Origin of the sequence: Bifidobacterium sp. RTP21102st3_E2_RTP21102_210122, assembly GCF_040916945.1 — a bacterium.
Classification (GTDB): domain Bacteria; phylum Actinomycetota; class Actinomycetes; order Actinomycetales; family Bifidobacteriaceae; genus Bifidobacterium; species Bifidobacterium longum.
Genome location: NZ_JBCPAN010000004.1, coordinates 157,495 through 169,803, shown reverse-complemented (window position 1 = coordinate 169,803; position 12,309 = coordinate 157,495). Strand labels below are relative to the sequence as shown.

Below are 12,309 nucleotides of genomic sequence, written 5' to 3'. Positions count from 1 at the left end.
TGCTACCAGCCTCTGCTGCCCGCAACAGCACAGGCCTATTCCATATCCATATCGAACGAATCGCTGTACGCGTCGCTGCCGCGTTCGACATCCACCGCGCGCAACAGATCGATGAGGTTGAAGCCCCCATCATGATGCCAGCCGGATTTCGCCCGATCCATCTCACCGAGCGGACAGATGCGATTCACACCGACCTCGGCCAATGTATCTGCAAGACCAAACAGTCTGGTTGAATCCACAGCGACACCGCAGCTCTGCAGCCAGCCACGGCAGGAAGTCAGTCTTCTGGCAGCGTCCAACAAATCTGGCACCGCCACCACGTTGACGGTGCGGTTCAACGGCGACATCAGCGAAGCAACATCCTCGTCGGCACCGCTACCGTCAAGTTCTCGATACAGCACCGACCATGCCGTGCTATGGCCACTGGCGAACACCGCGGCCTTCCCGCCCATCAAGGCTCTCATCTCAGCGTCGGTGCGCGCCCGCTGAATGGCCACGTTCTCGGCGTCACTCAATACGGAGCGCGGATATTTGCGCTGCTGATTCTCAAGCTCGCCACCGAGCAGCTGAGCCACTTCACGAGGGGTGAGGGCTCCATCAGTCTCCACGAACACGGTCTGCGGAGCCAGGCAGCTTTGCTGGTCATATGTGGCGATGTCAACAGCCACACGATGCACGGTATCGGCATAGGTATCAGGACGCAAAGCCTCTCGGCCAATGAACGCCAACCCGACTTTTGCTCCGTAACCTAGACAGGGCTTGGACCCGGCGACTTTGCCCGCAATCAATTTGGTAGTCTGCGAAGAACCGTAAACAATCACGGCATCGGCCGCATCGATGGCTGAATCCTCGAGCTGCTGCGAGCCGCCCTTCCATGGAACCACCGCAATGGCATCAGCGAGGTCGGAATTGACCATCGCAATGCTGCGAGCAAAGAACGCAGGCATCACCGGCTCGGAAAATGAAGATTTGCCAAGAATCGCGCCTTTGACCAGCAGGGTCATCGCCATGCTCCACACGGGAATCCCCGGCACATTGCTGGAGAACACCTGATAGGTGAGCGCTGGGCCCACATATTTAGAGTATCCCCCCGCCTTGTTCGGCCGGAATTCGTCGAGCATAGACGGCTGACCGATTTCGGAGTCAAGGAACCGGAGCAGTTCACGACGCCTGAACTGGCGCATATACCGTTTGAGCTCAATCCGCACCATGTCAGGCTCATATCCGGTGATTGCGGGAATCAGCAGTTCAGCCTGACGCCGCAGCTCAAAATCCGGATCGGCCCATAGTTGGGCCGCGTCGGCCACGATGTCGAGAATATCGTTGACACTCATCGCGGCAAGCGTGCGGTTGCGAACATCGGCAAGCTGCTTGGCAAGGGAAGTCACCTTTGGGCCATCCAGTCGCGGATAGCGCAAACGCTTCACCCCATCCGATGTGGCGACCTCATAGATTTCGTAATCCGAAACATCCGCTCCCGAGGGCAGGTGGAAGACATCAATGGCCTGACTCACGGATTCATCAACGGTTGGCACTGATGACCTCGTCTACCGCGATTGAGCACCCACGAGCCTCGGCTCCCTTCGCCCTGCCCTGCAGCAGGAATCCGTCCGGGGTCCGATGGCCGAGATCCTCGGTCAGAATACCGATGCATGAATTCCAATTGGCAAGGTCGTAATGGGCTATCACACCGGTCTCACCATCCTTGACGGGAGTCAGCGTTTCCGGATCGAGGAAGACCGTGCGCACCCAGGCGGGGTTCGCCTTGAGATAGTTGCTGGTGCCATCCGTATACCACGACAGAATATTTTGGTCATAGATCTGCGAGCTCAACTCGGTCATGCCATACATGTTGACACAGTGGTGGCGCGGCACCCCCAGTGTCTGTTCCAGCTCATCAAGCATCTGGTCTTCGGTGATGTCGCGCTTAGTGCTCTTGAAGCCGCCAGTGTCGAACAACCGGCTATCGGGGGCCAGCGCGAACGTCAGATCATGCTCATGCAGGTAATCGAGCAGATACAGATAGGACGACGAGACACCCATCAGCATCACCGGTTCACCGTCAGACACCGCACGGTTAAGGAAGGCGATGATTTCATCGAACTTGAGTCCATGCTCGTCGAAGAACACACCGCTGCCTTCGCTGCCGCAGCACTCCACGGCCTTGGTAAGGTAGCGCGACAGGGAGGAGTTCTGGTTCATGTCCCATGCCGGCGAAATCACGGCGATGCGGATACGCTCTCGATCCGGCATGATGAAATGACGGAACGGCACAATCATTGATTCATCCCACACCTCAAGATCGGGGTGGAAGTTGCGCCCACGCATCTTGCCGCCATGCGTGGTTCCGCTCGTCATGAATACGGCTTTGCACTGCTCGGTCGGTATGGTCGAAAGGTCAAGGTGCTTGAACCCGTCCACCGGCATCGGCGGAATCTCCCGCCAATCCTTGAGCGTTGCGGGGGTGACGCGTTTAGCCGCGCAGTAACGACGGTACGGCAGATCATACGTGTACTGATAGATGAACACGTCGCGCGCCAACGCACCAAACGCCTCTTCCGGGGCCTGCTCACAGCCATAGGTATGGATAAAATCCAGAATCCCGCGCTTGATACGACGCGCGTCATCCATCACATCAGTCATTGCATCGCTCCTGTCAATATCCAATATCAACCAGCATTATCGTTCATCGTACGCCGCAGCGCCAGTCCCATCCGCCGGATCGGCTGCTGGAACATCCACGGACGCCGGCGCACGATGCTTCGCCACCAAATCCGGAAGAGCGACGAAAAGCGCATTGAGAATGATGGCGCTGAATACACCGACCATGATGTTGTTGCCAAAGAACACGCTTGCGCCGCCGGTCAGGCCGGAGAGCGCCTTGGGCAGGGCGATGCCGAGCAACAGAGACATGCCGATGACCGTTTGACGGCGCTCGTCATCAGCGACCTTGCGCAGGGCGCGCAGGCCGGTCACGATTAGGCTGGCCGCAGCCGGCAGGAAAATGCCTCCGACGACTGCCGAGGGAATGACGGACAGCAACGCGCCCGCCTTTGGCACGAAGCCCAGAATCAGCAACAGCACAGCGGCGATGATCACAGGCGTGCGCGTGCGCAACTTGCCTTCGCCGGTCAGGTTGAGCAGGCCGACATTTTGCGGGTAGGCGGTGGTGGTGAATCCACCAATCAGCGAGGAAATGGCTGAACCGGCCGCCTCGCCGGCAAGACCGTAGCGCACCTGCTTGCGTTCGAGGGGCGTGCCCTGAATCTCAGAAGCCGCCTGATAGACGCCGAGAGCTTCCATGACGGCAACCATGTAGGCGATGAAGAACGGGATGAAGATCTTCCAGTCAAATGTGAACGGACCGTAGGGCAGGAAGGTCGGCAGGCCCAACCATCCCTTGGATGCCACAGGAGAGAAGTCCACCATGCCAAACGCTGCGGCGACCACGGTGCCGACGACGAGCGCGATGAGGAATGAGAACGACTTGAGCAGGCCCTTGCCGAGCAACGACAGGACAAGCACAATCGCCGTGGTCAGAATCGACACGGTCAGGATGTGCGGATCGGCGAACGTCTTGTCGCCGGGAGCCCCGCCTAGAAACTCGCTCAGCGTGAATCCAGACAGCGAGACACCGACCATAAAGATGACCACGCCCGAAATCATCGGAGAGAACAGGAACCGCATCCGCTCTATCACACCGGTCAGGCACAGCAACAGGAACACAAGCGAAGCGATGAGAATGGACGAACTCGCCGCCCCCAGCATGCCGGCCGTACCTGCCGCGATCATCAACGCGTCAAACGCAGCTGACGGCCCCTGCACCACCGGCAGGCGAACCAGCCGAGTGGCCTGAATCAAAGTGACCAGACCAGAGACGATGAAGATGGCGTTAATCATGTTCGACGACAGGGCAATAGGTAAGCCGATTGCTCCGGCCACAAACACCGGATCAAGCCAGACGTTGGAAACAAGCACATGCTGGAAACCCAGCAGTACGTTCTGGGCGGTCAGCTCCTTGCGTATTGACATACGCTTCCTCTCTCTCAACGCGCATATGGGATGCCGAGCCGAACAGAGGAGTTCAACCGTCGCATTCCCTACGCGAGTGTTAGCTCACAGGTTCGAAGGGTTCGGCACATACCGTCTCAGCCTAAAGCACCCCTTACGAATCGGTTTTCGCACGTCACCGTAACAAACCTTGACATCTCCGTCAAGAAGATTCGTGCTTTTTTTCGGCAGCTGCCCGATGTGAGATAACAAACAGTTTTACGAATGGAGAAGGAATCGAAGCAATGCGGCCAGACTCACCAACCCCACAGGACCATGGACTTGGAGTCGGCGGGAGTGTAGTTGGAGTCGCCGGTGGCGCCGGCAGCGATATCGGCGGCAGTATCGCGGCCGGGCAGTTCGCGGGTTTCGCGGCGGATGGCGTTGCGCCAGAGGCGGGCGCGGTTGGAGCGTTGTACCTCCACGATATTGCCGTCACGGCCTGCGGCGAAAACGCTCTCCTGGTCGCCGGTTTGCATGCGTTTGACTTCGCGGCGCAGTTGGCGATTCTCTTCTTCGAGGACCAAAATGCGCGCGATACCGGAAAGATTGATGCCCTCATCCTGGCTCAGGCGCTGAGCTCGGGTCAGGCGGGCAATGTCGCGCAGGCAGTAGCGGCGTGCGCCGCCATCGGTGCGCTGCGGACGAACCAAACCGAGGCGGTCGTACTGACGGAGGGTCTGGGGGTGAATGTTGGCCAACTCGGCGGTCTGGCCGACGGTGAAGATGGGCAGTTCGATGTCGAAGCCGACGTCATCGGCTCCGTCGAGATCGGCCCTGCCCATCACGAGCGCGGTTGCGCACATCGCGTACAACTGCTTCATCTGGTTGGCTAACCGCGCCATTGTTCACCTCCTGATTACAGGCTGAGATAGTCGCCGGCTTTTTCGTCGAATTCTTTGGCGGCGTGCTTGACGGCCAGACCCGGCTTGGCGGGGACCATGATCTGCACACGGCCGATCAGATCGCCCGGCTGGTTGCTGCGCTGGACGCCAAGTCCCGCGAGCTTGACTTCCGCGCCGGAGCTGGAGCCTGCCGGCACCTTGAAGGTGACGGGATTGCCATCGATATCCTTGGCCTCGACCTTGCCACCGGCCACGGCCTGGCCCACGGTGACGGGCAGGTCCATGACGATATCATGGCCGCGCATCGAGAATGTGGCATCGGGCTTGACGGTGACGTGCAGGTACAGGTCACCGGCCTTGCCGCCGTTGATGCCTGGCTTGCCCTTGCCGGCCAGCTTGATTTTCTGTCCGTCCTTGACGCCCGCAGGCACGTGGGCCTTGAACTTCTTGCCGTCCACGGACAGGGACACGGTAGCGCCCTTGACCGCCTGACGCAGGGTCAGGCTGATCTTGGAGTTGCGGTCCTCGCCGTTTTCGGGGCGCGGGGCCTCCTCATAGCCATAGCCGCCGGCATTGCCGTACGGCGATTGGCCGTAGCCGCCATACGGCTGGCCGCCCTGACCTGCAGCACCGCCGAACATCGAGAAGATGTCGTTGATGTTGTTGGGGCCGCCGCCCGAAGTGGAGAAGCGGATGCGCGAGCCATTGCCGCCGGCACCCTGGCCGAACATGGAACCAAAGATGTCGGAGAAACCGGAAGCATCGAAGCCGCCGGTGCCGGAACCGCCGGCGAAGCGGGCACCGCCCATGCCGAACTGACGAATCGCGTCGTACTTCTGGCGATCTTCCTTCTTGCTCAGCACGTCATAGGCTTCGGAGATGTCCTTGAACTTCTCCTCAGCTTCCTTGGTCTTGTTGACGTCAGGATGGTATTTGCGGGCGAGCTTGCGGTACGCCTTCTTGATGTCGTCGTCCGAAGCGTCCTTGGAGACACCAAGGACTTTGTAGAAGTCTTTGCTGAGCCATTCGTTTTCAGCCATTCATGTCTCCTTTCTAGAAAAGTCTTTATGTAATTGCACCTCCCTCTGATGAGGGAGGTGGCATCGCGCAGCGATGACGGAGGAAGAGATAGCGGAGACTATGGGCATCAAGAATGTGGCCCTCTGTCTTCCGCGGCCTGCGGCCGGCTTCTCTCCCTCAGTCAGCTTCGCTGACAGCTCCCTCATCAGAGGGAGCTAAGGCACTGTCAACTCATTGCAGCGAGCTGGATGTCAGTTTTGCGGGGAGGCTACTACTACTCGGGCGGCGCGGATTACGCGATCGCCGATGCGGTAGCCGGCCTCGACCACGGTGTCAACCGTTTCCTTTTCGGCATCCGCGTCCGGCTTGTGCAGGATCGCGTCATGCTTGGTGGGGTCGAAGTCCTCGCCCTTTTCGCCGAACTTCTCGACACCGAACTTCTCGAAGGCCTTGTCAATCTTGGTGGCGACGGCCTTGAACGAGTCGTCCATCTCGCTGTGTTCGCGAATGCGGTCGATATCGTCGAGGGCGGGCAGCAGCGCGGTCAGCACGTCGATGATGCCGTGCTGGCGGAAGCGCTCCTGCTCCTTCTGCGTGCGATTGCGGTAGTTGATGAACTCCGCACGTTCGCGTTGCAGGGCTTCGAGGTAGTCTGCGGCTTCCTTCTTGGCCTTGCCGAGCGGGGTGAGGGTGTCTGCGGAATCGGACTGGCCTTCGCCAGTCTTCTCTCCCTCAGCTGCGGCAGGAGCCGCGTCGGCTCCTTCATTGGAAGGAGCCTGGGCAGCCGAATCCTGCGCAGAGCCGGACTCGGCGGAGGCGTCAGCCCCTGAAGAGGCCTGAGCGGCAGCCTCAGCATCTGAGGGATCCGGCAGGTCGTTCAGGTAGTCGTCCTTGTTGAACTCGGACATCACTTGTTGTCCTTGTCGTCATCGTCGTCCACGACCTCGGCCTCGACGGTGTCGTCGTCGGAACCGGAGGCGGAGCCAGCGGAAGCGCCGGCACCGTCAGCACCAGCGGCAGCACCCTCGGCACCCTGCTGGGCGTAGAGGACCTGGCCGATCTTCTGGGCGGCGGTCATCAGCTCGGTCTGAGCGGTCTTGACCTTCTCGGTGTCGTCACCCTTCAGGGCTTCCTTCAGAGCGTTGACCTTGTCGGTGACTTCCTTGACGATGTCGTCGGAGAGCTTGTCCTTGTTGTCGTTGACGAGCTTCTCGGTGGAGTAGGCGAAGGCCTCGGCCTGGTTGCGGGTCTCGGCGTCTTCCTTGCGCTTCTTGTCCTCAGCCTCATGAGCCTCGGCTTCCTTGACCATGCGGTCGATCTCGTCCTTCGGCAGGCCGGAACCACCGGTGATGGTCATGGACTGCTCCTTGCCGGTGCCCTTGTCCTTAGCGGACACGTGCACGATGCCGTTGGCGTCGATGTCGAAGGTGACCTCGATCTGCGGAACGCCACGCGGAGCCGGAGCGATGCCGGTCAGCTCGAAGGTGCCCAGCGGCTTGTTGTCGCGAGCGAACTCACGCTCACCCTGGTAGACCTGAATCAGCACGGACGGCTGGTTGTCTTCAGCGGTGGAGAAGACCTCGGAACGCTTGGTCGGGATGGCGGTGTTGCGATCGATGAGCTTGGTCATGATGCCACCCTTGGTCTCGATACCGAGGGACAGCGGGGTCACGTCGATAAGCAGGACGTCCTTACGGTCGCCCTTGATGACGCCGGACTGCACGGCGGCACCGACAGCCACAACCTCATCCGGGTTCACGGACTGGTTCGCTTCCTTACCACCGGTGAGCTCCTTGACGAGTTCCTTGACGGCGGGCATACGAGTGGAACCACCGACGAGCACCACGTGGTCGATGTCGCTCACGGAGATGCCGGCGTCGTGCAGCACGTTGTTGAACGGCGTGCGGCAGCGACCCAGCAGGTCGGAGGTCATTTCCTCGAAGTGCGCACGGGTCAGAGTCTCATCCAGGTGCACCGGGGTGCCGTCAGGGGTCATGGCCAGGTACTGCATGGAGATGCTGGTGGAGGTGGAGGAGGAGAGCTCCTTCTTCGCCTGCTCAGCGGCTTCCTTCAGACGCTGCAGCGCGATCTTGTCCTTGGACAGGTCGACGCCGTACTTGTTCTTGACTTCGGAAACCAGCCAATCGATGATCTTCTGATCCCAGTCGTCACCACCGAGGTGGTTGTCGCCGTTGGTGGCCTGAACCTGAATGGTGGAGAAGCCGTCGTCATCCTTGCCAATCTCCAGCAGGGAGACATCGAAGGTGCCGCCGCCGAGGTCGAAGACCAGGATGCGCTCGTCTTCCTTGCCCTTCTCAAGGCCGTAGGCCAGAGCGGCTGCGGTCGGCTCGTTGATGATACGCAGGACGTTCAGGCCGGCGATCTTGCCGGCGTCCTTGGTGGCCTGACGCTGGGCATCGTTGAAGTATGCCGGGCAGGTGATGACGGCGTCGGTGACGGGCTCGCCGAGGTAGGCCTCAGCATCCCTCTTCAGCTTCATCAGGATCTGCGCGGAAATCTCCTGCGGGGTCCACTTCTTGCCGTCGATGTCGACGGTCCAGTCGGAGCCCATGTGGCGCTTGACGGAAGAAATAGTGCGGTCAACGTTGGTCACGGCCTGACGCTTGGCCACTTCGCCGACGAGGATCTCGCCGGACTTGGAGAAGGCCACCACAGACGGCGTGGTGCGCGCGCCTTCAGCGTTGACGATAACGGTGGGCTCGCCACCTTCAAGAGTTGCGATGCAGGAATTCGTGGTTCCCAGATCGATACCAACTGCACGTGCCATAATGTGTGCTCCTTAATTACTCGTTTGTTCTTACGTTCTTTGCCCAAGTTCCGATTGGTCGTCTCTTGGACCTTCCAAACTTGAGCCTACATCACTCAACTTCCATTTGGCAAGTTCTATTCCCAATTTCAACACAAAAAGTTGAGCATGTTTGGCTCAAGTTTTTTGTGGGAGTGACTGACGGCGATGACGGAGTGGTGCGTTTGGAGCCAAAATCCACTTATACAGAAAACTGCAAGGGGTGACTGGGGCGCGCCATCGGCCTTGTCGTCAGACTTGCCATCGGCGGCGCGCGATTGCAGCGCATGGGGTGCGTCGGCGACGTTATTGTCGCTGGGGCATCGATGCGCTGAATAACTCAGACACAGTGTTTGTCGCCGATTTTCTGCGGGAATTGTTCGGCAATATCGCTAGGTATGCCGATTCGACGCAGCGTTACGTGGTGCTGGTTTCCGCCGCTCAGGACCGCGTCACCATTGATGTGACGGACCGTCCGCGTCAAGGTGACGCGACGTTTGAGGGGGCGGCATTCCGGGCTTGCGTACTATCGGGAGCGTGTGCTGCATGCGCACGGGGATTGGGATGTGCGGGAGAAACGCGGGCAGTGGGTACTGCATGCTTCAGTGCCGGTCGATAACGCTGGCTAATCGACAACACCGGCTCATCAATAACGCCGGCTAATTGATACCGCCAATCACTCGATAACGCCAGCCAGTCAATAACGCCGGTCCCCGGCCGCGCCGGCGTGGGTCGCGAGCGAGGCCGCCATCGCGACCGCGCAGACTGCGGCGGCCACCGCGACGCCCTTGTGCTGTTTCACCTTGTGCATGAAAAGTTCCTTTCCACCGACCGCACGATGAGTGCAATCGCGAAGGCCATCCCACGCACTGCACCCGGTATGCCACGCTCTTCGGCAACCATGCCGAACTTATCGCCGCATACCGGGGCGCACCCGGATGTTGCAGAAAACTGCAACCGGGCTCAGCTGCGCAGCAAAATTTCTTCGAGCGCGCCGGCCACCGCATCGGGCATGTCGGTGATCCAGAAATCGTTGGCGTAGCGCGGACCACGGTTCATGGTGCGCAGGGCGCCGATCGCGCCGATGCCGAGCTTGTGGACCGCCTGCAGCGCGAGCTCCTTGGTGCGGTAGAGCATCTGGGCGTGCAGCAGTAGGTCCATCGCGTCCGATTCGACCGGATTGTCGGCGATGCGCAGACCGCCGGGAATCTCGATGCGCAGACTGGCAGCCGAGCTGATGCCGGTGACGGACACGGTCAGGCTCATGGTCGCCTCGTCGTACGCCACCGTCGCCTCGACCGGAGCCTCGCCGGACCATGCACGCACGCCGCTGGCCGCGTCAACCGGCGCGACGCCGCGGAACACGACCGTCCAGTCGCGCGACTCGGGTACGGCGGACGTATCGCCGGTAACCGGCGCGACGGTGAAGGCGCTGGGCGACGCATCGGCCCCGCCCCACGTGAACGCTATCGCGGTGTCGGCGCTGGGGGCGCCCCACGTGCCGCGATCCTCGCGCATGACGAACGAGCCGTCGGCACCAGGGAACACCAGCACGCGCAGGGCCTGCGGGTTGGCGATAGAGTTGATCGCTTCGCCGGATTCCGCGACGTCCTGCAACGGCACGATCGCGCCGGCCTTGGCGAACACCGGCGTGCGGTCGAGCGAGCGCCAGACCTCCAGTCGGCGGCCAGCGGCGTCGGATGAGACGTATCGGCGGCCGTCGAAGAAGTCGAACCACTCCCCCTGCGGCAGCCAGGCGTCGGCGCGGCCGCGGCAGGCGGCGGCATCGTCCGGGGAGACGATCGGCGCGACCACGAGCTCGGTGCCGAAGCGGAACTCATCCGGCACCTCGTAGGCGTCCGGCGTATCCGGGTTCTGCCAGTACATCGGCTCGACCAGCGGACGGCCGGCTTCGGCGGCACGGTAGTTCATGGTGTACAAGTACGGCATCATCGCGTGGCGCAGACGCAGCGCGTCCACCATCGCGGCGCTCACGTCACGGTTGAAGTTCCACGGCTCCTTGCCGGAGAACGGCGAGTTGGACGAATGCAGTCGGTTGATCGGGCTGAACGCGCCGAGCTGGTACCAGCGGGCCTCCAGCTCTTCGTTGCGGTAGCCGAACATGTGGCCGCCGATGTCGTGGCTCCACCAGCCATACCCGATGTTGGAAGCGGTGGCGGTGAACTGCGGCTGGAAGGCGAGCGATTCCCAGGTCACGATCGTGTCTCCGGAGAAGCCGACCGGGTAGCGGTGGGAGCCGGGGCCGGCGTACCGGGAGAAGGTGAGCGGCCAGTTGCCACCGCGCCCTGAGTCGAGGTAGTGCATGTGGTTGAGCATCCACAGCGGGTCGAGACCCTTCTGGCGGGTCACGCCGCCCTGCTGCCAGTCCAGCCACCAGAAGTCGACACCTTCGGCCTCCATGCGGTGGTGCATGTCGAAATAGGCGTCCACGAAGTCCGGGTTGGTGAGGTCGAATTCCACGTTCTCCTCGGTGGCCGGGTCGATGCCGACGCGCTTGGCGACTTCGGGGTAGGCGTCCTCGAACGCGCGCACGCCGTCGCGCGGGTGGACGTTCAGTGTGGTGCGCAGGCCGCGCCGGTGCAGGTCGGCGAGGAAGGCCGGCGGGTCGGGGAACAGTTCGCGATTCCACGAGTAGCCGGTCCAGCCGGAACCGTACTTCGGGTCCACGTCGTCCACGCGATGCCAGTCCATGTCGATCACGGAGGTGGTGAACGGGATGCCCTCGCGCTTGAAGCGGTCCATCAGGGCCAGATAGCCGTCCTGCGTGTACCGGTAGTAGCGGCTCCACCAGTTGCCCATGGCGAAGCGCGGCAGGAGCGGCGTGGGGCCGGTCAGGCGATAGAAGTCGCGTACGGCCTCGACGTAGCGGTGGCCATAGCCGAAGAAGTACAAGTCCGTTTCGGCGGTGGCGCGCGGGGATACCCAGGTGCCGAACGGGTTCGCCTTGCCGTTCACCGTGTCGGTTTCGATGATGATGTTGGCGGCGGAATCGTCGATGACGGCCCAGCCATCGCGCGAGATCACGCCGTTGTCAAGCTCGATGGCGCCGTCCGCCTCGTCCAGCGTGCGGGCGGTGCCTTTGAGGTTGCCGCGCTGGGCGTCGCCGTAATGCCAGGTGTTGAACTGGGTGTCGGCCACGCCTTTGACGACCACGCTCAGGCCTTCCTTGCTGAACGGCTGCTGGTCGTAGACGATGGTCAGGGCCGCGGTGTCGATGATGACGCGGCCGTCACGCTCGGTGACGCGGCGTTCGACTGGGCTACCGAAATCGCGGTTCAGGACGGTCTGGGTCGGGCGGTTCTCGAATACGCCGGAATCGGACCATTCGAATCGCACGAGCGAATCGGTGATGAGTCCGATGCGCCAGTGCTCGCCGGACACCACATTGTCGGCGCGCATGGCCGGCGTGGCGTCGAGGCGGAAGTCCTGCGGATCGGGCGAGGTCGGAGACGACTGCTTGAGTTGTGGTGACTGTGCCATGGTTACCCCTTCTGTACGGTTATCCACGATGATACGAGTGATGCGGCCGCGGCTCCCCGGGACTGGTGGGAGACTGCGGCGCGGTTC

General features: G+C 61.4%; 8 protein-coding genes and 1 riboswitch. All 8 genes read right to left on the bottom strand.

Annotated elements, in window-relative coordinates:
* Positions 1-35 precede the first annotated feature (35 nt).
* The 8 genes from AB5287_RS06490 to AB5287_RS06455 all read right to left on the bottom strand — a co-directional run bounded on the left by AB5287_RS06490 (position 36) and on the right by AB5287_RS06455 (position 12,222).
* Positions 36-1,535, bottom strand: a complete 1,500-nt coding sequence (locus tag AB5287_RS06490) for an acyl-CoA reductase (protein WP_131237056.1) — start codon at positions 1,533-1,535, stop codon at positions 36-38.
* Positions 1,522-2,643: a coenzyme F390 synthetase gene (locus tag AB5287_RS06485; protein WP_013410438.1), complete on the bottom strand. Its 1,122-nt coding sequence runs from the start codon at positions 2,641-2,643 to the stop codon at positions 1,522-1,524. Before AB5287_RS06485 ends, AB5287_RS06490 begins: the two co-directional genes overlap by 14 nt.
* Positions 2,644-2,679: 36 nt before the next feature.
* Positions 2,680-4,032: a nucleobase:cation symporter-2 family protein gene (locus AB5287_RS06480; RefSeq protein WP_013410440.1), complete on the bottom strand. Its 1,353-nt coding sequence runs from the start codon at positions 4,030-4,032 to the stop codon at positions 2,680-2,682.
* A gap of 47 nt (positions 4,033-4,079) precedes the next feature.
* Positions 4,080-4,176, bottom strand: a riboswitch (TPP riboswitch).
* Positions 4,177-4,307: 131 nt separating this feature from the next.
* Entirely contained in the window at positions 4,308-4,895 is a 588-nt protein-coding gene (locus tag AB5287_RS06475) for a heat shock protein transcriptional repressor HspR (protein ID WP_007051637.1), read from the bottom strand.
* Between the two features lie 14 nt (positions 4,896-4,909).
* Entirely contained in the window at positions 4,910-5,935 is a 1,026-nt protein-coding gene (locus tag AB5287_RS06470) for a DnaJ C-terminal domain-containing protein (protein WP_021975221.1), read from the bottom strand.
* A gap of 231 nt (positions 5,936-6,166) precedes the next feature.
* Positions 6,167-6,823, bottom strand: a complete 657-nt coding sequence (gene grpE / locus AB5287_RS06465) for a nucleotide exchange factor GrpE (RefSeq protein WP_007055523.1) — start codon at positions 6,821-6,823, stop codon at positions 6,167-6,169.
* Positions 6,823-8,703, bottom strand: coding sequence for a molecular chaperone DnaK (gene dnaK / locus AB5287_RS06460; protein ID WP_007051640.1), 1,881 nt, complete (start codon positions 8,701-8,703; stop codon positions 6,823-6,825). The genes grpE and dnaK overlap by 1 nt, the downstream gene beginning before the upstream one ends.
* A 981-nt stretch (positions 8,704-9,684) precedes the next feature.
* Entirely contained in the window at positions 9,685-12,222 is a 2,538-nt protein-coding gene (locus AB5287_RS06455) for a TIM-barrel domain-containing protein (RefSeq protein WP_368220961.1), read from the bottom strand.
* Positions 12,223-12,309: the final 87 nt, after the last annotated feature.